The sequence below is a fragment of the Psychrobacter nivimaris genome (assembly GCF_904846365.1).
In the GTDB taxonomy this organism is placed as follows: domain Bacteria; phylum Pseudomonadota; class Gammaproteobacteria; order Pseudomonadales; family Moraxellaceae; genus Psychrobacter; species Psychrobacter nivimaris_B.
In genome coordinates this window covers 1-22,363 of sequence record NZ_CAJHAL010000014.1, presented here as the reverse complement: position 1 = coordinate 22,363, position 22,363 = coordinate 1, and the positions used below count along the sequence as shown (strand labels likewise).

The 22,363-nt window shown below is 43.4% G+C and carries 16 protein-coding genes and 1 pseudogene; 10 read left to right on the top strand and 7 right to left on the bottom strand.

All coding sequences use genetic code 11. From position 1 onward, the window contains the following. The 6 genes from hisC (at window position 1) to JMX63_RS07290 (ending at window position 7,187) form a co-directional block, all read left to right on the top strand. Window positions 1-1,143 (top strand): histidinol-phosphate transaminase, encoded by a 1,143-nt coding sequence (hisC, locus tag JMX63_RS07315; protein WP_201571796.1) that lies wholly within the window; start codon window positions 1-3, stop codon window positions 1,141-1,143. 98 nt (window positions 1,144-1,241) lie between these two features. Further along, window positions 1,242-3,587 (top strand): bifunctional prephenate dehydrogenase/3-phosphoshikimate 1-carboxyvinyltransferase, encoded by a 2,346-nt coding sequence (locus JMX63_RS07310; RefSeq protein ID WP_201571795.1) that lies wholly within the window; start codon window positions 1,242-1,244, stop codon window positions 3,585-3,587. A 195-nt stretch (window positions 3,588-3,782) separates the two neighbouring features. After that, window positions 3,783-4,745, top strand: a complete 963-nt coding sequence (gene rarD / locus JMX63_RS07305) for an EamA family transporter RarD (protein ID WP_201571794.1) — start codon at window positions 3,783-3,785, stop codon at window positions 4,743-4,745. 42 nt (window positions 4,746-4,787) lie between these two features. Continuing rightward, the gene (gene folB, locus JMX63_RS07300) at window positions 4,788-5,225 is read left to right on the top strand and encodes a dihydroneopterin aldolase (protein WP_201571793.1); all 438 of its coding nucleotides are present in this window, start codon (window positions 4,788-4,790) and stop codon (window positions 5,223-5,225) included. Continuing rightward, window positions 5,146-5,748 (top strand): 2-amino-4-hydroxy-6-hydroxymethyldihydropteridine diphosphokinase, encoded by a 603-nt coding sequence (locus JMX63_RS07295; protein WP_227673278.1) that lies wholly within the window; start codon window positions 5,146-5,148, stop codon window positions 5,746-5,748. The genes folB and JMX63_RS07295 overlap by 80 nt, the downstream gene beginning before the upstream one ends. A 182-nt stretch (window positions 5,749-5,930) precedes the next feature. Continuing rightward, entirely contained in the window at window positions 5,931-7,187 is a 1,257-nt protein-coding gene (locus JMX63_RS07290) for an RCC1 domain-containing protein (protein ID WP_201571792.1), read from the top strand. Window positions 7,188-7,458: 271 nt separating this feature from the next. On the opposite strand, the gene cysE is transcribed toward JMX63_RS07290, so the two are convergent. The 4 genes from cysE to dnaE all read right to left on the bottom strand — a co-directional run bounded on the left by cysE (window position 7,459) and on the right by dnaE (window position 13,613). Then, the gene (gene cysE, locus JMX63_RS07285; protein WP_201571791.1) at window positions 7,459-8,370 is read right to left on the bottom strand and encodes a serine O-acetyltransferase; all 912 of its coding nucleotides are present in this window, start codon (window positions 8,368-8,370) and stop codon (window positions 7,459-7,461) included. 189 nt (window positions 8,371-8,559) lie between these two features. Continuing rightward, the gene (locus JMX63_RS07280) at window positions 8,560-9,441 is read right to left on the bottom strand and encodes an RNA methyltransferase (RefSeq protein ID WP_201571790.1); all 882 of its coding nucleotides are present in this window, start codon (window positions 9,439-9,441) and stop codon (window positions 8,560-8,562) included. Then, on the bottom strand, window positions 9,441-9,821 hold the full coding sequence (locus tag JMX63_RS07275; RefSeq protein ID WP_057759831.1) for an Hpt domain-containing protein: 381 nt from the start codon (window positions 9,819-9,821) through the stop codon (window positions 9,441-9,443). Before JMX63_RS07275 ends, JMX63_RS07280 begins: the two co-directional genes overlap by 1 nt. Before the next feature lie 72 nt (window positions 9,822-9,893). Next, the gene (gene dnaE, locus JMX63_RS07270; RefSeq protein ID WP_201571788.1) at window positions 9,894-13,613 is read right to left on the bottom strand and encodes a DNA polymerase III subunit alpha; all 3,720 of its coding nucleotides are present in this window, start codon (window positions 13,611-13,613) and stop codon (window positions 9,894-9,896) included. A 337-nt stretch (window positions 13,614-13,950) separates the two neighbouring features. On the opposite strand from dnaE, the gene JMX63_RS07265 reads away from it, so the two are divergent. Continuing rightward, window positions 13,951-15,081: a restriction endonuclease gene (locus JMX63_RS07265; RefSeq protein ID WP_201571786.1), complete on the top strand. Its 1,131-nt coding sequence runs from the start codon at window positions 13,951-13,953 to the stop codon at window positions 15,079-15,081. 97 nt (window positions 15,082-15,178) lie between these two features. Here JMX63_RS07265 and ggt read toward each other — a convergent pair whose 3' ends face one another. Then, window positions 15,179-17,137: a gamma-glutamyltransferase gene (ggt, locus tag JMX63_RS07260; protein ID WP_101204468.1), complete on the bottom strand. Its 1,959-nt coding sequence runs from the start codon at window positions 17,135-17,137 to the stop codon at window positions 15,179-15,181. A 318-nt stretch (window positions 17,138-17,455) separates the two neighbouring features. Between ggt and JMX63_RS07255 the strand changes: the two genes are divergently transcribed. Genes JMX63_RS07255 through JMX63_RS07245 form a run of 3 tightly spaced genes read left to right on the top strand, consistent with a single transcriptional unit; the run spans window position 17,456 to window position 21,205 of the window. Continuing rightward, window positions 17,456-18,625, top strand: coding sequence for a hypothetical protein (locus JMX63_RS07255; protein ID WP_201571784.1), 1,170 nt, complete (start codon window positions 17,456-17,458; stop codon window positions 18,623-18,625). A 47-nt stretch (window positions 18,626-18,672) separates the two neighbouring features. Then, entirely contained in the window at window positions 18,673-19,557 is an 885-nt protein-coding gene (locus JMX63_RS07250; RefSeq protein ID WP_201571782.1) for a hypothetical protein, read from the top strand. Window positions 19,558-19,612: 55 nt separating this feature from the next. Then, window positions 19,613-21,205: a hypothetical protein gene (locus JMX63_RS07245; RefSeq protein WP_201571781.1), complete on the top strand. Its 1,593-nt coding sequence runs from the start codon at window positions 19,613-19,615 to the stop codon at window positions 21,203-21,205. A 149-nt stretch (window positions 21,206-21,354) separates the two neighbouring features. On the opposite strand, the gene JMX63_RS07240 is transcribed toward JMX63_RS07245, so the two are convergent. Beyond that, window positions 21,355-21,879 (bottom strand): Spy/CpxP family protein refolding chaperone, encoded by a 525-nt coding sequence (locus JMX63_RS07240; RefSeq protein ID WP_201571780.1) that lies wholly within the window; start codon window positions 21,877-21,879, stop codon window positions 21,355-21,357. A gap of 377 nt (window positions 21,880-22,256) precedes the next feature. Further along, window positions 22,257-22,363 (bottom strand): annotated as a pseudogene (locus JMX63_RS07235) (IS1595 family transposase); the annotation flags it as partial.

Genomic DNA, 22,363 nt, shown 5'->3' with positions numbered 1-22,363 from the left:
ATGCAGACTACTCAATTGACCGCATCAGATCTATCGCCGTTAACGCCAGCTTACGACAGTATTTTGGCATTAGCACCTTATCAAACTGGTAAGCCGATTGAAGAGCTGACACGTGAGTATGGTGTCTCAGACGTGGTCAAGCTGGCTAGTAATGAGAATCCAATGGGATGCTCACCCCGAGTGACGCTAGCAGTGACTGAGCAGCTAGGGCAGTTGTCGCGCTATCCTGATGGCAATGGCTACTATCTAAAGCAAGCGCTGGCTGATTTTAACGATGTCAATGCCAATCAAATTACCTTAGGTAATGGCTCTGATGATTTGCTCGATATTTTAGCACGCAGCTTTGTGGGTGCTGATGATGCCATCGTCTATAGCCAGTATGCTTTTGTGGTTTATCCTATGCTAGCGAAGATGCAAGGTGCCACGGGCATTGAAGTGCCTGCTCAGCGCTTCGGCCATAATCTAAAAGCCATGAGCCAAGCGGTGCAAGATAACTCGAATACCAAAATCGTTTTTATTGCCAATCCGAATAATCCAACGGGTACGCAGCTAGAGCAAAAAGAGCTGTATCAGTTCGTTGCCAGTGTGCCAAGCTCAGTCTTGGTGGTACTAGATGAAGCTTATATCGAGTATAGTCCTGAGAGTAACAACCGCACACTATTAGATGAGTTCGATAATGTCATTATTGTGCGTACTTTTTCTAAAGCTTATGGGCTGGCAGGTTTGCGTGTCGGCTATGCCCTAAGCTCAGTGCCAGTGGCCGACTTATTAAACCGTATTCGTCAGCCATTTAATGTCAGCCGTATCGGTTTAGCTGCCGCTGCTGCTGCACTTGCCGATCAAGACTTTATCGAAAAAACTCGTCTAACGAATGATGAGCAAATGCGCTGGCTAGAAAAGCAGTTTGACGCGCTAGGATTAGGTTTTGTGAAGTCGCATGCCAATTTTATTATGGTCGAAGTGCAGGTTGAGATGGAAGATATAACCGCTGCTTCTATCCATCAGGCACTACTTGAACAAGGCGTTATCGTCCGTCCGTTGGATGCTTATGGACTACCTAACTGGCTACGTATCACAGTAGGTGTGGCTGAAGACAACCTACGTTTGATTGATACTCTGCGTTCTATTTTGACTGAAGACTAAGCGCATCTATAAGTGCTTTGTAATTTAAAAACTGTTCTTAATTAGCCATTAAAATTTATAACACTAAGACTGGCCCTATCTATGTCTTAGTGTGTCCAATGAGAAAAGCCGTGAGTAGTCAGAAAAATAATAAACTTCAATCGTCTCTAAATACTACGCTACCTATATTTAAACAAGTTTGCGTGATTGGACTTGGGCTGATTGGTGCCAGTTTTGCGCAAGCTATTAAAGATAATGGCTTGAGCGAGCGTTTGGTAGCAGTCGATAGGCATGCACCAAGTATCACAGAAGCCATCGAGCATGGTCTACTTGATGCTGGTAGTGCAAACCTACAAGACGTCATCGCTGGCAGTGATTTAATCATCATTGCAGTGCCAGTACAGGCAGTTCAAGCAGTGTTTGTTGATATCAAGCAAGCGATGGATAACGGACAGCTTGCCAGTGACTGCATCATGACAGATGTCTGTAGTACTAAAGTCAATATCATTGATGCCGCTAAGGCAGTGTTTGGTTCGCTGCCGATAGGTCTAGTGCCAGCGCATCCAATTGCTGGGGCTGAAAATTCAGGGTATCATGCGCGCCGCGCCAGTTTATTTGTCAATCATAGTGTCATTATTTGCGAGCTACCGACAACCAGTGCAACTGCTATTGCAAAGTTGCGACTATTATGGGAATCAGTAGGCGCAAATGTCATGTCAATGGATGCTGAGCACCATGACCGCATATTAGCGCACACCAGCCATTTGCCACATTTACTTGCCTTTAATTTGGTTGAGCAATTGGCAAGCCATGATGATAATTTAGATATGTTTCGTTATGCCGCTGGTGGGTTCCGCGATTTTACCCGTATCGCCGCCAGTGACCCTAAAATGTGGCATGATATATTTTTTGCCAACCAAAGCGCGATTGTTAGCGCCCTTGATGAGTATGGTGTCTATTTACAGGCGATGCGCCAGCTTATCATTGATAAAGATTCAACCGCCCTGATGGGACTTTTGGGCCGCGCGCAAGCCGCACGGCGACATTTCGGCCATATGTTAGCCAGCACCCCTTATACGGATACTTCTGCTATGTCAGCTTCTTATAATATTACCCCTAGCAATACTGTTTCTGGCACCATCGCGATTCCTGGTGACAAATCTATCTCGCATCGCAGCATTATGCTCGGCAGTCTTGCCACAGGCGTGACAAATGTTACTGGGTTTTTGGAAGGGGAAGATGCGCTAGCGACGCTGCAAGCATTCCGTGATATGGGTGTGACTATCGAAGGCCCTGATAATGGCAATTTGACCATTCATGGTGTCGGTATGAATGGTTTAAAACCTAGCAAAACCCCACTGTATATGGGTAACTCTGGCACCAGTATGCGTCTGCTATCTGGTATCTTGGCGGCGCAATCGTTTGATAGCGTGTTGACAGGTGATACTAGCTTGAATAAACGCCCAATGGAGCGCGTGGCGGCACCGCTACGGTCTATGGGAGCTGTGATTCAGAGTACTGGTCATAGTGGTACGGCACCGCTGAGTATCACTGGTCGTGATACGGTTGGCAAGCCATTACAGGGCACTGAATATGATATGCCAGTTGCTTCAGCTCAGGTAAAGTCTTGCTTGTTACTAGCAGGTCTATGGGCCGAGGGTACGACAACGGTCACACAGCCTGAGATCAGCCGTGACCACACTGAGCGTATGCTATCGGCCTTTGGTTATCCGGTAACCGTTGAAGGCAATCGCATCAGTGTCACTGGTGGCGGCACACTAACAGGTGGCGATATCGCAGTTCCTGCTGATATCTCATCTGCAGCGTTTTTTATGGTGGCAGCGGCCATCAGTCAAAATAGCGAGCTGACCTTGACCCAAGTAGGTATCAACCCTACGCGTACTGGCGTCATTGATATTCTAAAATTAATGAATGCAGATATTAGCCTAAGCAATGAGACACATGTAGGCGGCGAGCCAGTTGCTGATATTACGATTCGCAGCTCAAACCTAGTCGGTATTGAAATACCAGAGCATCTCGTACCATTGGCGATTGATGAATTCCCTGTGCTATTTATCGCAGCTAGCTGTGCAAAAGGCCGTACGGTCTTGACTGGTGCTAAAGAGCTGCGTGTCAAAGAGTCAGATCGTATCGCTGTGATGGCAGAAGGGTTACATACGCTTGGTATTGATTGTACTGTGACTGATGATGGTCTCATTATTGAAGGTAAAGGCGTAGCTACCGAAAACGGTGAAGTAAACAATAGCCAACCTGTCTTTGGTGGTGGTCATATTGTCTCGCATCATGATCACCGTATTGCGATGAGCTTCTCTGTTGCCAGTCTGCGTGCATCCAAGAAAATTACGATTGAAGGGGTTGAAACGGTTAATACCAGCTTCCCAGGATTTGCTGAACTTGCCAACCAAATTGGTATGTCTATCCAAGTGGATACTGGTGCTGAGTAAGTCGCTAAGCTGCCATTAACTCTTAAAAATTTAATCTAACATCGTTAGCAATGTATTCATGTCACTATTGGCGTGAGTACATTGCTTTTTACCTTATAATCTCACTGTAGTAACCCTGCGCTTTCACTATTCAATTGACAATAATAATTAGAATTAGGTGAGAGCGCGCTTTGCTCTAAAAAGTTGTCCTATATTATGACTACCCAAAATGTCATCAAAAAACCCGTTGCCCCGATAACCACAACCAGACGCGGCATTATTACTGCGCTTATCGCGTTCTTTATTTGGGGCGGATTTCCGCTATACTTCAAGCAGTTATCTGATTATGATGCGACGGAGATCATTGGCCATCGCATTATTTGGACATTTTTATGTTTGCTGGTGCTGCTGGTAGTGACCAAGCGCTGGCAGTGGATTGACACCTTAAAGCAAAATCCAAGATGGATTGTATTCACCTTTTTGTCTGGTTTAATTATTGCGACCAACTGGCTGACCTATGTATGGGCGGTCAATCAAGACCGTATTCTTGAGGCCAGTTTGGGTTACTTTATCGGGCCATTGGTCGGCGTTGCGCTATCCATGATCTTGTTCAAAGAGCGTTTGCGCACGCTACAATGGGTAGCCATTGGCTTTGCATTATTGTCTGTGGTCATTCAAGTGGTGATGATTGGCAGTCTGCCGTGGATATCGTTGATTTTGGCGTTTAGCTTTAGCACTTACGGGACTATTCAACGACAAACGCCATTGACTGCTGTGGATGCTATGTTTGTTGAGACGGCAATGTTGGTACCGTTATGCCTGTGGTGGTTTTGGCAGTCTGATGTGGTCAGTCACCAGCTGAGCTTTTGGTTTAGCTCAAACATTTGGCTGCTTATGATTGCAGGCCCGATTACTTTGATACCGCTGTTATTGTTCAATAAATCTACCAAGCTTGTCGCGTATAGTATCCTAAGCTTTATGAATTATCTGACACCGACGTTTATCTTCTTCTTAGCGGTGTTCTATTATAAAGAACCGTTCGATTTACAACGTTTGGCAGTATTTGGTTTGATTTGGTTAGGTCTGCTATTATTCAGCATCGACCTGTGGCGCCATCGTCCAAGTAAAGTGTTAAAAGCGGCGCGCTTACGTGAAGAAGCGCTACAATCGGTTAAGTAAATATTAAAAACACAAAAAAAATTAGCAAATAAGGATGAAAGCATGTTTCATACTCAGTCTGATGTTGTATTTATAAAAGGTCTAAAAGTTGAGGCAGTCATCGGTGTTTATGACTGGGAGCGTGCTATCACTCAGCCATTACTCATTGATATTGCGCTTGAAACGGACATTAGCCGTGCTGCTGTGTCCGATGATGTCAGCGATGCCCTGAGTTATAAAGAAGTCTGCGATGATGTGAGCGAGTGGTGCAAAGAGATTCAAGCAAAGCTGCTTGAGCATTTGGCTGGTCAAATCTCTGATAAGATATTTGCAAAATATGACTGTCAAAAAATAACGTTGAGCATTGCTAAGCCTACCGCTATTGCCCAAGCTGATGCGGTAGGGGTGCAAATAACGCGCTATGCGCCAGCATCAACCAACAAGCCAGCTACTAAAGAAGCTGCCAAAGAAGTTAACGTCAGCCAAGCTGATGATGCATAAAACGTCAGTGGATTTGAATGTGGCAATGCTAAAACGATGCGCACCTGAGACTGTGCAAGCACAGCCTGTGGTAGAGCTAGTGTTAGCGCTAGGCAGTAATTATCAAGCCGACAAGTATCTCCCGCTTGCTCGGCAGCAATTAGCAGCGCTAGGTGAGGTGCGATTGTCTACGGCTTTTCAAAATCCTGATTTTACTGCAACATTGGAACAACCGAAGCCTGACTATACCAATCAATGTGTCCATCTAGTACTGACCACACCTGTGAGCCTACAACAACTACAGCAAACCTTTAGAACGCTTGAAGGGGACTGTCATAGATGTCGACAGACTAAGCCAAATCAAGTGCGACGAGTGACGATGGATATTGATATTTTGATGGTTAAATTGGCAGACAAAGAAAATAGCCTAAGCAAAGATTCGATATTTAAATCAATGTCTGATTGGATAGTAATGGCAGATCGTTATCCGTTTAAAGCGCATGAGGAAGCGGGAGTTAAAGAATTGATTTTAACCAAGCTATAGTTTGGCTAATAAGTAGCCGTATCTTAATCGCCATTGTATCTTGTTATCTGAAACCATCGCTGTTCAGTACTCACTCTGCCTCAACCCATCAGTTTCCTAGACAAAAATCTAATAAAAACTATGCGATTATCTAAGCAGTTGTTAGTATAAGTGACGATGTAATCTTCAAGATACTACTACCTATGCAAAAACCAATGAACTTTTTGAATAGAAAAATAATCAAGAGTTTAGTAGCAATAATCATTATATCTACTTTACCTGCCTGCGATAAAACGCCTTCCGAGCATCTTCAATCTCTTACCGAAGACAAATACCCTGTGGCAAATATGCCAGACGAGCCGTTAGAAACCCCACTTGAGATTAACATTGAACCTAAGCGCCTTGCGATGACCAGCTCATGGAGTGCAGGAGTAAAAGACGATGGTACGCTTTGGACATGGGGTACAGACGGTTTATTGCGTGATACTAAGACAGGACAAGATCCAACGCCTAGGCAAGTCGAGGGTGTCAATGATGCGGTGGCTGTGTCAGGTGCTGGTCATATGTTACTACTACGAAAAGATGGCACAGTGTGGGGTTGGGGTAGTAACTCTCATGGAGAGATAGACCCTAGTGATGGTGACATCTTTATTGAAGAATTGAGACAGATTAAAGGGATTGAGAATGTTGTAGATATCGCTGCTGGTGAAATGGACTCCATATTCTTAACTAATAACGGTGAAGTCTATGTATTAGGCAGTAATGAAGGTGGTTGGGTTAATGAAATCCCAAAGCAACTTATTATCCCAACTAAAGTTCCTAATCTTTCAGATATAATCCGTATTGAATTTAGAAATGGAGTTCTATTAGCGTTAGATAAAAAAGGCGAGTTGTACTCTACAGGAAAATCAGAACGTGCGTTAGGACGTCTTCTCTATCAATCACAAGAACCTGAAATAGAATATCATCCTGCTGCTAAAGTCGCATTACCTAAAAAAACTATCGATTTCTCAGTAACCTCTACAAGCGCAATGGCAGTTCTTGAAGATGGAAGCGTATGGAACTGGGGAAGCAACAGCTCTGATAACCTAGCCTTATCAGATTCTGAAGATATTAAAATGCCAGAAAAAAATCCATATTTACATAAGGTTGTAAATATTGGAATACATGCTGCTGTAACTTCTCAAGGTGACTTATATACTTGGAGTAAATACGGGTTTGGGAAGAATAAAAACTCTATTTCAGCGTATACATATAATAAACCTTTTTTAATAATGCAAAATATTGATCCAGACCAAATAGTTTATGGGTACTTATCATATGCTGTGGTCACAAATGATGGCAATGTCTGGTTTTGGAATTGGAATGAAAATGGGCAACGCGGCACGGGTGAAATTGTAGAAAGCATGGAAAAAGATTATGTATTAACCACCGAAAAATCACTATTTACGTTAAATTAAACTTCTTAATTATCAGGAAACTTACTATGTCACAGTCCATCAAAGATATCTTTTATTATGCGCTACTAACTCGTGCTGCTTACTCTGAGATGGAAAGCAACGATTTGCTAAGTCAGAATTTGCTAGAAAATTAAGAAGGTTAACCTACCATGTATGCAGACATGGTAGATTTTATCCAATCCCGCTTTGATTTTATTCGTTCTTCACTACCTATATAAGCATTTGTTATCAGTTTATACGGCAATAGTTCTGCCTATTTTTAACAACTGTTTTACCTGCTTTCCTCATCATTAATATCTTCTACATCAGCACGACCAATCACATCTAAATCTTCTAGACATAACTTATCGTATTCTTTTTTACAAAAATTAGGATCAATATCGCACATCGCTGACTGTAGTTGATCGAGGCGATTTTCTGACTGTTGAATGTGCTCAAGCATCTTAGCAAAAGCTTCTGCGACAGGATCTTGTGAATAAGGGTCGATACCATAAGCACGGAAGGTATTGGTGCGTTTGGCAGTAGGGGTAGTATCTTTAGTTTGATCGTTGCTCTCACCAGCATGCGCAACTTTTTCTTGTTGCTTGGCATCTTGTACTTTTGTCGCGATTGGATTGCCTTTTTCATCATGATAATCTGAGATCATACGAGCCGCACTGCCGACCATCGTAGCGCCTGCTGGTACAGGTTTGACTACCACTGCATTTGAGCCGATTTTGGCATTTTTACCGACAGTGAATGGCCCCAGTACTTTGGCCCCAGCGCCGACTGTTACACCATCTTCTAGTGTTGGATGTCGCTTGCCATTGTTCCAAGACACCCCGCCTAAAGTGACACCGTGGTATAAGGTCACATCGTTGCCAATCTCAGCGGTCTCACCGATAACGACACCGACACCGTGATCGATAAAAAAGCGTCTACCAATCTTAGCAGCAGGGTGAATCTCGATACCTGTCATGATGCGCGAGCCGTAGGAGATCACGCGAGCGGCTAGTTTTTGTTCATTGTTCCAAAGACAGTGTGCACCGCGATGCAAAACAAGCGCATGTATCCCCGGATAAGTTAGGATCACTTCCAGACTATTACGCGCCGCAGGATCTCGGGTGAATACTGCATCAATATCTTCTTTCAAATCGTTCTTGATGGTAACAAGTGATTTGAACAATTTGGATGGCAATGACATAAAGCGTCCTATCTATTCGTCGGTAGAGTGTCGTTGCGAAAACAGCGATGCCTCTAATCTGTGGTCATAAAGTTCGGATAATCAGGAATATATATTTTCGCTAAGCTTCTGCAAGTTATAACAGCTTTATACCGCAAAATATAGTAAAAAGCTGTCAAACAAAGGCAAGCTTATAAACTACGGCTTGTTTTAGTCTTTCGATAGTTTGGCAATCAAAGCGCTTAATAGCTGATATTCTTTTTGATCAAGCTGTAGGCGTGACCCAAGTCTAGACAAGCGCGATGGCAATGACTTTAGATGTTCGTTATTTGCTAGGCCACGCTGTACCATAAGGTCAGTGGTGCGCTGAGTGAGCTGTTGCAGCTGCTGCTGATTAATAGCAGGCTCATCCCATTGCTGACGCAAATTCACATTGATTATCGATTGGGCGTCTGTGCTTGCATCCGAATCTAAACTATCAGCTGTCTGAGTATGCGTTTGAGCATAAGCAAAAATAAAGCTGGCGATGACTTGCACCGCTGATGCAACATTTAGCACAGGGTAAGCAGGATTGGCATCGATTTGAATGTGATAATCAGCATAAGCCAATTCTTCATTGGTCAATCCACGGTCTTCACGTCCAAACAATATAGCAATATTTGGTTTGTTAGAAGTAGCAGCAGATGAGGTATCAACATTACTATCGTCTGCACTTAACGCTGCCTGTGCATCGATAAAGTCAAACATAATCTTAGCGGCTTGCGTAGGTGTCACGACAGGGCGCGGCATATGACGGCTACGACTGCTAGCAGCAAATACCAATTGACAGCCAGAGATAGCAGATTCTAAAGTAGGTGCAATTAAAGCTGACGATAATAACTCACTGCCACCCGCTGCATGAGATACACTGGTTTCGTCAATCGGTAATTTGGGATCGACCACCGTTAAACGAGACAAGCCCATGGTATGCATGGCGCGTGCCGCTGAGCCGATATTGGCGGGCAAAGTGGTATTAACCATGACCACTTGTAGGCAAGCAAGGTAGTCGTTCACTGAATGCGATGATACGGCTAATGAAGCGTCGTTACTCATTATTGTCCCAGTCTCTGATTGATTTCTTGTTCAGCACGGTGTAATGCAATGGCAATCTCTTCGATAAGGACGGCTTGCTCATTGATACGGCGTTCACGGCAGTATTCTTGTAACTGGCTGCTCAGACGGACTAATTGAGTTGTACCTAAGTTGGCGCTGGCGCCTTTTAGAGCATGAGCAGTTTCAAAGCCATTGGCGTTATCGTCTTTTTGATGAGCAATTCGCAGCGCTGCAACTCTTTGCTTACTATCAGCAAAATATACTTGTATCAAATCAACAAAGTCTTCTTCAAGCAAGTCACGCATGTCCTCGAACTGTTCATGATTGATAATTTCTTCATCAGTTTGTCCGAGCATATTATTATTTGTAGTGTCATCCATGGTGGTTGTCCAATTTATAAAAGTTAAAGCAATAAGATTACTATAATGAATTTTTAAAACGTAATGTACGTCTTAGCTGTAATGGAAATGTAAGTTATCTTCACTTACTAGCATTTTTAGCTGTTGCAAATTATCATCGTTTGGATAAACGCGCCAGTGCTCAGACAGTCCCACATTTGCGATACCGTACATTTCATAGACGCTCAACCCAAGCGGTAGACAGTTATCATTGATAGAGGCGTCGGTATTGCTCAAGGCATTGTTGGCATAACTGGCTGACATACCGTTTTGATTGGCCGCATCATGGTTCATGTCGCTCTCTAATGCCAATAAATCATTGCCGTTTTCATCATACAAGCTACCACCCATCGCAGGGTCGTAGACATTACTACTGCTGCTACCTTGCTCGTCTTGCTCTTGGTTATAAGCCAGACGCGGCTCGGGAATAATGTCAGCCTGTGCGGATTTGAGTAATGGTTGCAAGCGTGTAAGTAGGTCAATATCGCTACCATGGACTTTGATACTGATTTTTTTGAGCCAACGTAGTCTGGCATCTACCATGCTCATGGCACTATCAAGACGTGCGAACAAACGTCCATCCCGCTCACGGATGCTGCCTTTGATGATGACAACTTCATCGATTTTCAACTGCTCTTTGACACGATTAAAGCGTTCAGCGTAGCAGCTAACCTCGAGTCTCGATGTACCATCATCCAGAGTAATCACGTTGCGGTTACCAAAGTTGGCAATATCTATAATAAGCCCAGAAAAATAGCAGCTGCCGTTATAACCAGTATCGGTTAACTTATCGAGACGTGCACCAGAGGTATAGCGTTTTAACTCATCCAAATACTCATTGATTGGATGTCCCGTTAAGTACAGTCCCAAGGTGTTTTTTTCCGCTTTTAGACGGTGTTTGTCACCCCAAATGAGTTCTGGCGTCATGACTAACGGCGGCGCTGCGACCACACCGTCCATTTCACCAAACAAATCCATCATACCAATTTCGCGGTTTTGACGATCTTGCTCAGCAGCCTGTACTGCGCTTGGCAATTGACTCATCAAGGCACCGCGAATCTCGTAAGCTTCATCGGCTGGCAAGTCAGGTCGTAGCGTGGCGGCAAAGTCATCAAAACAGCCAGCACTGACCAACGCTTCAAGTGTGCGTTTATTGACTTTTTTGATGTCGACACGGCGGCAGAAGTCATACAAGTCTTTAAAAGGACCTTCGCGGCGGCGTGCATCTACGATAGACTCTACCGCGCCTTCACCCACGCCTTTAATTGCGCCAAGACCATAGATGATATTGGTCGGAGTATCGGCAACGAAGTGCCACTCACTGCGATTGACTGAAGGATTGACTACAGTTAACCCAAAGTTTTCACGGCAATCATTGATAAAGAACACGACATTGTCGGTGTTGTTCATATCAGAAGTTAAGACCGCTGCCATAAATTCGGCAGGGTAGTATTGTTTTAGATAGGCTGTTTGATAAGCCAATACCCCGTAAGCCGCAGAATGAGAGCGGTTAAAACCGTAACCTGCGAACTTTTCCATCAAGTCAAATACACCGCCTGACGTGACCTCATCGATACCTTGTGAGGTGGCACCAGTGACAAAAATATCGCGCTGCTTTGCCATCTCTTCAGGTTTCTTTTTACCCATCGCACGGCGTAGCATATCAGCACCGCCCAAACTATAGCCTGCCATCACCTGCGAGATTTGCATTACCTGTTCTTGATAGACAATAACGCCATTGGTGTTTTCTAAAATCGGCTCAAGATTGGGATGGTCATAAATGACTTCCTCGCGACCATGCTTACGGTCGATATACATCTCTACCATGCCTGCATCGAGTGGGCCAGGACGATACAGCGCACACATGGCGATGACATCCTCGATATTGGTCGGTTGCAGTTTGGCCAGATATTTTTTCATGCCCATACTTTCTAGCTGAAAGACCGCCGTGGTTTTGGCATCTTGCAGCAGTTTATAGGCTTTGCTGTCATCTAACGGCAAATCTTCCAAAACTAAAGCAGGTACGTTTTCTTTTGCACGGCGCAAATTGATATTTTCAACCGCCGCGTTGATGACGGTTAAGTTACGTAAACCCAAAAAGTCAAACTTCACCAAACCAACAGCTTCTACATCGTCTTTATCAAACTGGCTGACGCGGTGACCTTCATCATCACAGTAAATGGCACTAAAGTCAGTAATCTTGTGCGGAGCAATCAATACACCACCGGCATGTTTACCGACGTTTCGACAGACACCTTCCAGCTTAATCGCCATCTCCCAAATCTCAATGGCATCTTCATAATCCATATTATCAGGATTAGAGATCAAGTCTTTGAGCTGTGGTTCTTGCTCAAGCGCTTGGCTCAGTGTGATGCCAGGCGTTTTTGGAATCAGCTTGGATATTTTATTGGCTAAAAAGTACGATTTGCTTTGTACGCGTGCCACATCACGCACAACCGCTTTTGCGGCCATAGTACCAAAGGTAATAATCTGCGATACGGCATCACGACCATAGGTTTGCGCGACATAATCAATGACGCGGTCACGACCTTCGATACAAAAGTCGATATCGAAATCGGGCATCGATACACGCTCAGGGTTCAAGAAGCGCTCGAATAGTAGATCGTAATGAATCGGGTCAAGGTCGGTAATGTTTAGGGCATAGGCGACCAACGAACCTGCACCAGAACCACGTCCAGGGCCTACTGGGACGCCATTGGCTTTTGCCCAACGGATAAAGTCCATGACGATTAGGAAGTAACCGGGGAAGCCCATGGATAGAATAATATCTAACTCATATGCGAGGCGTTCATCGTATCTCTGACGGAAATCGCTCCAATTATCAGTACGCGCTTCGACAGGAAACAGCTTATCTAAGCGCTGCTCAAGACCGCGTTGTGACTCGGCACGGAAAAACGATTCAATCGTCTCGCCTTCAGGCACAGGAAAGTCAGGTAGGACGTTAATACCAAGCGTTAAGGTGACATTGCAACGTGTAGCGAGGCGCAAGGTATTATCAATTACTTGCGGAATATCAGCAAATAATTGCTCCATCTGAGCTTGTGTTTTTAGATACTGCTCATCCGAGTAAGTCTGCGGACGGTTTGGGTCAGCAAGAACATAAGAGCCTGCAATACAAACGCGGGCTTCATGAGCATCAAAATCATCCTGCTCTAAGAAACGCACGTCATTATGCGCAATGATAGGGATGTTGTGTTTGGCACCTGAATGGATGGCTGCTCTAATAAAAGCATCTTCGCCCGAACGATTGGTACGCTTGATCGCAAAGTACAAACGATCGTCAAATTTTGCCTGCCATTCAGTAAGTAGTTCATCGGCCTTTTCTGGCATCGAGCCGACCAATGCTTGACCCACGTCTGACTTTTCGGTGAGCAGTACAATCACACCTGCTGCATGCTCTAGTATATGACTGCGCTTAATAACCGGCGTACCATGATTGATAGGATCAGCACGACCTTCGGTAAACCCAAGCGATACGATACGGGTAATGTTTTGATACCCTTCGTTATTCATGGCAAGTAAAGTAAGGCGTGTGTCTTCATTGTCCATGATGACTTCACTACCAATAATAGGCTTGATACCCGCACCTAAGCAGGCACGATAAAATTTCACCGTGGCATATAAATTGGACAAATCAGTCAATGCCAACGCGCGCTGATTGTCAGCAGCAGCAGCTTTTACCAGCGGTTTGATACGCACGATAGAATCGGTGATGGAATATTCGCTGTGAATGCCAAGATGTACAAATGCCATAGAAGACTCTTACTGGTACGATCAAAGAAATAAGCTACCGTTAAAATAATTGATGATTATCAATCAATTATACTGATATCTAGAGACCGACAAGACCTCGATAGCCATATTGATACGTTTTAAATGGGGTCGTCAATAATAGCATTATTTGCCGCAGACAGCCACAGGTTCAAAGGGTTTAATCTGCGTGAGAGGATTTGTTTTTCTTACTTATTAACATGAAATTTTGCTGCGTTTTCTCTCAATAGTTGTTAGCATAAACATTTGTTTTTAAATAATTGTAATGCTATGCCGATTTCACTATATTATTCACGCAATCAAAAAAGACGATAATACTATGAGTAATATTACTAAGCTGCCTGCATTTGGCGACATGTTAAATGCTGGAATACAAACTATAAAAAATTTAAGTACGCGAAATACTATTGGGCGCACTGTATTTTACAGAGAGTTTGAGAAATTAGCGCAAATCGTAAATGATCATAAAGACATCAACTATATGAGTAACTACGATATACGCCATGAATGTCATGATGGTTCGCCTTGCTACGACGAAATTATTGATTTGATATTAGTATGCTTATCTGCAATGGGCTTGGTTAAGGAAGATAAATTTAGTTTGATTCCTAATCTAAATCAGAATTTTGCCAATTTTATTACTTTCGATGAGAAAGTAACCCCTAAAAATATCATACGTTTAGACCCTTTCGGTAAAGTTTATTTTTGGCTAGCGGGTAATAATTTTAATCAATATATTGGTGAAGGAATACCAAATAGTGATTATATTGCCAACTTTAAACGCTTCGATAGCAAATCTTTTGCTGATTTGCAAAAAGTTAATATCGCTGCTTATGGTAAAAACGGTGACGCGCTTATTAGCCATTTGATTGACGAAACTAAACGTCGAACCTCTATATTTATGAATAATTATGCAGATGCTGCTGTTGGTAATGATTTTGTCAAAGTGACGCCTGATATGATCATGGCTCAACTTGAAAGCTTATCACCTTTGCAGTTTGAGTGGTTTTGTTTGAAATTAATTGAGAGATCCTTGGAGATAGAAAGTCCTGAAAGTAATCTAACATCTCGTCATACAGGGCGGTCTAACGATAATGGTATTGATGGACTAATTATTCAGGACTTTCCAGATGGTGAGGTGCACAATTATTATATACAGGCCAAGCTCTATAGTAATGGCAATAATATATCTAATGGCGACTTGAGAAATTTCATAGGTGCATATCCTCCACAAAAAACCAATCATCATGGCATCTTTATTACTACTACAAGCTTTACTAAGCCTGCTCAAGACTATGCTAATTCGACTGATTCGCACAGTCTTATTCTCATTGATCAAATGAACTTGATCGAGTTAATGATGCAACATAAAGTCGGTTTAAAAGAGGTGAATGCCAGACCAAAATTATTATTAGATAATGATTTCTTTGAAAGAATTAAGCTATATTAAAGCAGGTCAGTATTTACTTATTTATACAAGAAAAGCTCTATGAGTTATAGCAACACATAGAGCTTTTTTATAATGACTAGAGACATATATTCATAACTTAGTAACCAACCACCGCTGCATCGACAATACGTGGATCAGACGATCCATAAACACCGTTTGGTGTGAGCATGATCGATTGTGTAGATCCCATCGCGGATTTTGGACTGACGGTATGACCCATCGATTCGAGCTTTTTCACGGTATCTATATTCAGTGCTTTTTCTACTCGAATCTCATCAGGTAGCCATTGATCATGGATACGCGGTGCATGTGTTGCCTCAGCGATATTCATATCATGATCGATGACATTGGAGATAATCTGAGTGACAGTCGTGATGATACGGCTACCACCTGGGCTACCCGTGACGATGTAAGGTTTGCTGTCTTTGAATACGAGTGTCGGACTCATAGAAGACAGTGGACGCTTATTGGCTTCCACAGCATTAGCGTCGCCACCAAGTAAACCGTAGCCATTTGGTACGCCAGGTTTGGCAGAAAAATCATCCATTTCATTATTGAGCAAAATGCCTGTACCGTCCGCAACGAGACCAGTACCATAAGAGAAATTCAACGTATAAGTATTGGCTATCGCATTACCGTCTTTATCAACGATAGAGAAGTGTGTGGTCTGATCACTCTCATAGGGCAGAGGATTGTTCGCTTTGATAGTCGCTGCTGGCGTGGCTTTATTGGGATCAATCAACGTACGCAGTTTGTCTGCATAGGCTTGTGAGGTTAAGCCGCTGGCAGGTACATCGATAAAGTCGGCATCTCCCAGATACTCAGCTCGATCTGCATACGCTAACTGCATTGCTTCTGCCATTAAGTGAATAGTCTGTGCGCTGTTTTGTCCGTAGTCTTTGAGCGGATAGCCTTCTAATATATTCAAAATCTGCACGATGTGAATACCACCAGAGGAGGGCGGCGGCATAGAAACAATCTCATAGCCACGGTAGTCGCCTTTGACAGGTTCGCGAGCAATGGCTTGATAATTGGCCAAATCTTGCAGGCTCATGCTACCGCCTGCTTCGTTGACTGCTTTGACCAGTTTTTGAGCGGTCTCACCCTTATAAAACCCATCGGTACCCTGTACCGCAATCCGCTTTAACGAACGCGCAAGCTCAGGCTGCTTTAAACGTTCACCTGGCTGATAAGCGCTGCCATCAGGCTTAAAAAACACTTTTTTAGTACTTGGCCATTTCTGTAAGCGATCACTCAACGCCGTGAGTGACTCGGACAAGCCAGCGGTGACTTCTATACCGTTTTCAGCCAGTGCTATCGCTGGTGCCATAACTTGCTCGCGGCTCATCGTACCATGCTCTTCTAGCGCTTTTAGTAGTCCTGCTACTGTCCCTGGCACGCCAACGGCCAAGCCATGATAGCGAGATAAGTCGCTGACAGCATTGCCTTCTTTATCAAGGTACATATCGCGTGAGGCGCTACTTGGTGCTTTTTCACGGTAATCAAGCGCCACCGTTTTGCCTTGTTTGGCATCATAAATCATCATAAAACCACCACCACCGATATTACCTGCGCGCGGCAAGGTTACTGCTAGGGCAAAACCCACTGCAACGCCAGCATCTACCGCATTACCGCCGTCCTTTAGAATCTGTAAACCAATGTCAGAGGCAAGCGCTTCTTGGGTAGCGACCATGCCGTTCTTTGCCCAAACTGGATGATGAATGGCGTCTTCAGAATAGATGGCTTGGTCACTATTAGCATTGTTAGCATTGTTCGATTCGGTGCTAAGTGTATTGGTCTTTGCTCGCGTGATGCGCTTGGTTTCAGAGAGTACCGTTGGACTATCAGCCATGATGGCCAAGTTTATAGCACTGGTATTGATTGATGTATTGTTGACCGTGGCGTTACTTGTTGAGTTCGTTGGCTCTACAGCCTGTGTGGATATAGATAGCAGTAGCGTACTTGTAATGAGCACGACGCTAGATTTGAGTAAGGTATTAATTTTTGGTTTACGTTGCTGAGCGGTTCGATGGTGGCGAGATAATAACTGTGACATCGCAAAGTCCTTTTTACGCGAGTGGAGAGAATAGAGTTAGGAAATAGATAAGCCTAAATAGTAACGAAAATATGAAATAGTAGAAAGTTGTTTATTATCTTTTGTGGTGTACGCTTTTATAGCGTTTAGCTGTATCAACAGTATTACAAATAAATGGAGCTAATGATAAAACAGCTGTTATACAGAGAAAATTATTTATGAATGAAGAAATTCTTTAAAAATATTCGCTAATATTACTAAACTGTAACGTCTTGTGATATAAATAACGGTACCAATGTACACTCATTATCGACTGTCTATTCATACAAAGAGATTACTATGTCATCACACCATATTAATAACCGCAATCGACAGCGCTACTCTGAGACTGCGCCTGCTTATTTATCTACCACTGATCATAAAAACTATAATGGCAAAAACAATAACAGTCATCTATATCCAACCAGTAAATTGACGTCTATCGCCTTGATAGTTGGTAGTGCTTCACTTGTACTCGCAGGTTGCCAATCAACTGCAGCCAGCTCATCTTCCAATCTGTCGTCGAATAGCAGCGCTTCTAGTACCATGATGGACTTTAGTGTTGCAGATACCGCGCAGAGCCAAAGTCAGGGTCAAGCCTTTACTGCCAGTCAAAATGCTCAGGCCGCGCGTTATGAGCAGCTGTTTAATCAAGAGAAGTATCCAAATACCGAAAACCAAGCCAAATCACACTTGCTAGCAGCCATTCGTCAACACTTGGCGACCGATCATGTCGCAGTCGCCACAGCCAATTATCGATCAGCACCCTTCATTGACCCAAATAGTATTGACGCAGGATCTAGTAGCTTGCTCAGAACGATCATAGAAACCTATGTGTATCAGCCTGAGGGTGCATATAACAGAAGTGATGATGAGCCATACAATGATGACTATAACGATTATGATAATGCGAAAGATTCGATAGAGTCCGACTATCCTAGTGACTATGATAAGTCTAGAGCAGAAGCTGAAGCAGAGAGAAGAGCTATTGCTGCTATATTGGCTGAAGCAGGGGAGAATGAGCCTACGAGCAGTGATACCAACAGCGATAACGAGTATGCCTACGATACAGCAGATGACTATAGCAGCGATGATTACAGTAGTGACGACTATGATAGTTATGCTGAATACAGCAGCAGTGCTGAAGGTATGCTCTCAGGGATGTCGGGTTTAAGTCCCAAGTCAATGGCTGCAAAGTATGAAGCCATGCAAATGGCAAAACAGCAAGCTAAGACAGAGACGGTAAATCGTGGCAGCCTACCAATGTCATCTACAGGCATGATTGGCAATATACTTGATATGTTCCACCGCACTCCTGAGCAAATAGCTGCATCCAATGCTTATCAGTATGAGCATTTAACATTCTCAATAGTGTCAGTCAATACCGTCCCAAGCAGCGCCAACTACAAAGCGTCTATAGCTACGACTACGCCACACCAACGATTAGCTCATCGATACAGATACCGTTAGCATTTGATTTTAATAGTAGCAGTGTCGTAGTAGATTCATCGGCCATCATGCCGATTGTTGCACTTGTCAACCCTGAGAATACGCCATTACCATCACATATGACCTCGCATACGGTGAGTTTTGGTTTGCCTGAAAGTATCACGGCACAATTGCCACCAGCGGTGCTCTACGATGCGGTGCTCAATGCGATACAGAGCAGCATGGCTGAGCTGGCGCCTGAGCATTTTAGCGCAGTAGATATCAGTGGTGACACGTTTGCCAAAGAAGTCGGTGCGACTCGCGCAGTCAAAGTCTATTTTGGTAGTCAGCAAAGCGGTGAAATGATTGGTAAGACGCTCAAATATGTGACGAGATCACTGCAAGAATACGTAGATGCCAATCCAGATAAATATCCTGATGGTGCCGCACTAAAGACAGCACTTGCTAAAGCGCAATTATACAATAAAGGCTATCAAAGCGCGGATGTCGGTTCGCTATTGCAGCTGATCGAAGCTATCGGTCCTATCTCGTTTAATCAAATCAACTACTATTACTTAGACAGCTCAGATCGACTGCTGGCCAAGCAGCAACGTGTCAATATCGGTAGTGATTTTATGGGGTCGACCACAACCATGCTAAACCAAGTACGTTACGATAAAGCCAGCTTTAACCGTCATGCCTTGACACCACTGCTTGCTGAGTCTTTTGGTTCAGACGCTACGCCTCCTATCGATGGCAATGCATGGATAGCTACGCAGCGCGAGAAAAAAGACAGATTACAAACGGCTCGCTATGCACGCTACGACTATCAAGATAGCGGTGTCGAAGGTGCTTATAGCAGTGATGAATATGGCAGCGATGAGTATAGTAACGATAATGACAATGACAATGGCACAGACGCTGTCGATGAGAGCCGAGTTGACGATGCTCAAGATGATATGAATGAAGAATAGAAGTCAAATGACCTCATCTCATTGCATTTACGCTCATATCTATTAAGGATAAAAAATGAAAACAGTACATCACACCATTGCACAATGTATGCCATTTAAGACTAAAAATAATCTGCTAGTGACCAGCGCATTTTTGACAGGGGCACTGTTGTTAACAGGTTGCCAGTCTACCAGTTTGGGCCAGTCCAACACGGCGGCTGTAAAACAAGCACCTAGCGTTGCTAAAAAGACACTAGAAACAGCACTACAAAAACAGCGTCGTCAGTCATTTAGCTATCATAGCAATCTTGAGATTGGCAATAACCAACAATTTACAGATGCTGATACTGATACTGGTACGGAGAAAATGGCGGTATCAGACTATGTAGATGAACACTGCGAAGAGGCACATGACCAAGCGTACGCCGCTCTAATCTTGCAAGCCGAACAGCAAAACAAAGATATCTTAGCGGTGGATTACGATACTAAGCGTGACAGCATAAGGCAGTCGTACTTTGAGTGCGTAGCTGCCTATCATGCATGGGATGACCATCAATACGATAGCGATGTAAAAGTAGCACCAGATTATCAAGCGCTATTTGATAATTATGAGGATAAACAAAGACCATTAGATGTGAAGAAAGCACAGTTATTAGATGAGTATCTACTAAAGCCGCTTTCTATCGACTCTCAAGGGATCTATCAACCGATGGCAGGCAAGGCTACGATGCTCGCTAGTGCGCAATATCAAGCACGTAATCATCACAGCAGTATCAACCAGCCTATTTATATGGATTTTAAAAACGGTGATATTTACCTATGGGCAGATAATTTTGCGATTCTAAACTCAGAATTGTTAGACGATAAACTCGGTACAAAATGGCAAAACAAGTGGTTAAAAATAGCCATTGATGATGGTACATTGCCTAAAGGGTTTGGTAGTGAAGTAATCAAAAGCCACTTTGCAGCGTTAGATGCGACTTATGACGCGGCGCCTGTCAGCCAGTTTAATTATATTGCCCCTAACTCACTTGCTTCACTGTCTCCAAAGCTGCCCGCGCACCAGTTATCGGCTATGCTACCAAGCGATCAAATCATTCGCCGAGTACAACGCTTTGGGGATTATCAAGCGTCGCAACAGAAATATATGCAGATTTTCTATGATCGGATCAGTGAAAAATACCCAGAGCTGGTACAAGAACCCGAACCGATGACAGCGTTTGAGTCGATTCAAAATCCAAAGGCATTTACCAGTAAGTCTATTGTACAAAAAATACTGGCTATGATAAAAGGTCAAATGCATGAGGGAGCAACGACAGGTGAAACCGTTGCCAACACAGAAGTACAGGAACTATACGGGTTTGATAAACGTGGTCAACTCAAGTGGGAGCACTTACGTCGTCAGTTGGACAATACTAGCGAAACGAATAGTAATAAGGGTATGAAGATAGATGTGTTGCAGCAGTATTCTGCTATTAGCACTAAGGACTTGGCGTTTCCTAACTTACCAAGTAATGTGCAGATGCCGAACGCTAGCAATAGCATTGATTTACGAAAGTATGCTCCAGAGCTGCTGCAATACTACCAAGATGGTAATGGCACGGCAGTAGGTAAGATGGTCTTTAACATGTTGCCGATGGTCAGAGAGCGTATTGGTTCGGTTGAGTAACTGATTAGAGTATTAATGAGTAAATAGAAAGCATTATTAGTTTTTGAACAGGATAGTTTTGCACTAAAAAAAGCGCACCTATTAACGGCGCGCTTTTTCATTTTATACGTATACAGCTGGGTAAAATAACACTTTTCCGGAGTGGCTTATTACATACCTTGATGCTGTTTGTCATGGCCTTTACGGTCTTTTGAGTGCTTGCGACCTTTTTCTTGTCTCTCTGATTTCATTTGTTCCATCTTTGCACGTTGCTCAGCAGTCAATACTTGAGCGATGGCGTGTTGTGTTTGTACACGTTCGATAAAGCGTTGCTTTTCTTTTGCCGCACGTTGATCAGCCAGACGGTTCAAAGCAGCAGTATTCAAAGTGCTGGCATTGGTCAGTGCTTGTATTTGCTGATCCATTTGCGCGCGTTCTGCTTGGTGTTCTGCGCGGTCAGCAGTGCGATCGCCACGTTTGTTTTGCATGATGGCTTTGATTTGCGCTTGCTGTGTCGCTGTTAGATCCAGTTTTGACATTGGGCCTCTCATCTCACCTTTTTTCATGCCATCTTTGTGGTTCTTTTGCATTTGCGAAGTTGGCGTTGTATCAGTAGTCGCGTTAACGCTGGTGCAAGCCGTTACTGTAAATATGCTAGACGCTGCTAATACTGAGCCTAATAGTAATTTTTTCATCATAAGATCCTTGATTACATTGAGTTTGATTTAATAAACACTAAATTTTTATCTCGCAAGTACCATCTGTTGAACGTTATCGCTCGTTATGGTCAGCCATCTTAGAAATGCAATACTTGCTGTTGATAGGAGTATATTACGACAGTTAAAAGTTACGAACATTTATGAAGTATTAAGAAAGGTAACGTTTCTGGTGAATTGACAAGTGCTTGCCTGATAATATGGTTAACTACAGTCTACTGACAATAAAAATGCCACGGCGGCAATTTCGCTAACCATATCAAAATGACACTTGTACGCGGACTTATTGCGCCATGATTACTATAGATTGAGTAAATAGAGATAAATAAAAATTAAGGGGCTGTAGTAGATAAGGATTAAATATCACACCATTTTTTCAGCGTTTTAAGCTGATTAGATGGTGACCCATAGTTAAATCTAAACTCGCACTCTTTTAAAAATAAATGGAAATTCTTCTTATCAA

Excerpts from the sequence above, each read along its gene's own strand:
- cysE (WP_201571791.1), bottom strand. The coding sequence starts at position 8,370 with ATGTCATTGCCATCCAAATTGTTCAAATCACTTGTTACCATCAAGAAC.
- JMX63_RS07245 (WP_201571781.1), top strand. The coding sequence starts at position 19,613 with ATGAAAACAGTACATCACACCATTGCACAATGTATGCCATTTAAGACT.
- ggt (WP_101204468.1), bottom strand. The coding sequence starts at position 17,137 with ATGTCACAGTTATTATCTCGCCACCATCGAACCGCTCAGCAACGTAAA.
- JMX63_RS07240 (WP_201571780.1), bottom strand. The coding sequence starts at position 21,879 with ATGAAAAAATTACTATTAGGCTCAGTATTAGCAGCGTCTAGCATATTT.
- rarD (WP_201571794.1), top strand. The coding sequence starts at position 3,783 with ATGACTACCCAAAATGTCATCAAAAAACCCGTTGCCCCGATAACCACA.
- JMX63_RS07275 (WP_057759831.1), bottom strand. The coding sequence starts at position 9,821 with ATGGATGACACTACAAATAATAATATGCTCGGACAAACTGATGAAGAA.
- folB (WP_201571793.1), top strand. The coding sequence starts at position 4,788 with ATGTTTCATACTCAGTCTGATGTTGTATTTATAAAAGGTCTAAAAGTT.
- JMX63_RS07250 (WP_201571782.1), top strand. The coding sequence starts at position 18,673 with ATGCCGATTGTTGCACTTGTCAACCCTGAGAATACGCCATTACCATCA.
- JMX63_RS07295 (WP_227673278.1), top strand. The coding sequence starts at position 5,146 with ATGCGCCAGCATCAACCAACAAGCCAGCTACTAAAGAAGCTGCCAAAG.
- JMX63_RS07265 (WP_201571786.1), top strand. The coding sequence starts at position 13,951 with ATGAGTAATATTACTAAGCTGCCTGCATTTGGCGACATGTTAAATGCT.
- hisC (WP_201571796.1), top strand. The coding sequence starts at position 1 with ATGCAGACTACTCAATTGACCGCATCAGATCTATCGCCGTTAACGCCA.
- JMX63_RS07290 (WP_201571792.1), top strand. The coding sequence starts at position 5,931 with ATGCAAAAACCAATGAACTTTTTGAATAGAAAAATAATCAAGAGTTTA.
- JMX63_RS07310 (WP_201571795.1), top strand. The coding sequence starts at position 1,242 with ATGAGAAAAGCCGTGAGTAGTCAGAAAAATAATAAACTTCAATCGTCT.
- JMX63_RS07255 (WP_201571784.1), top strand. The coding sequence starts at position 17,456 with ATGTCATCACACCATATTAATAACCGCAATCGACAGCGCTACTCTGAG.
- JMX63_RS07280 (WP_201571790.1), bottom strand. The coding sequence starts at position 9,441 with ATGAGTAACGACGCTTCATTAGCCGTATCATCGCATTCAGTGAACGAC.
- dnaE (WP_201571788.1), bottom strand. The coding sequence starts at position 13,613 with ATGGCATTTGTACATCTTGGCATTCACAGCGAATATTCCATCACCGAT.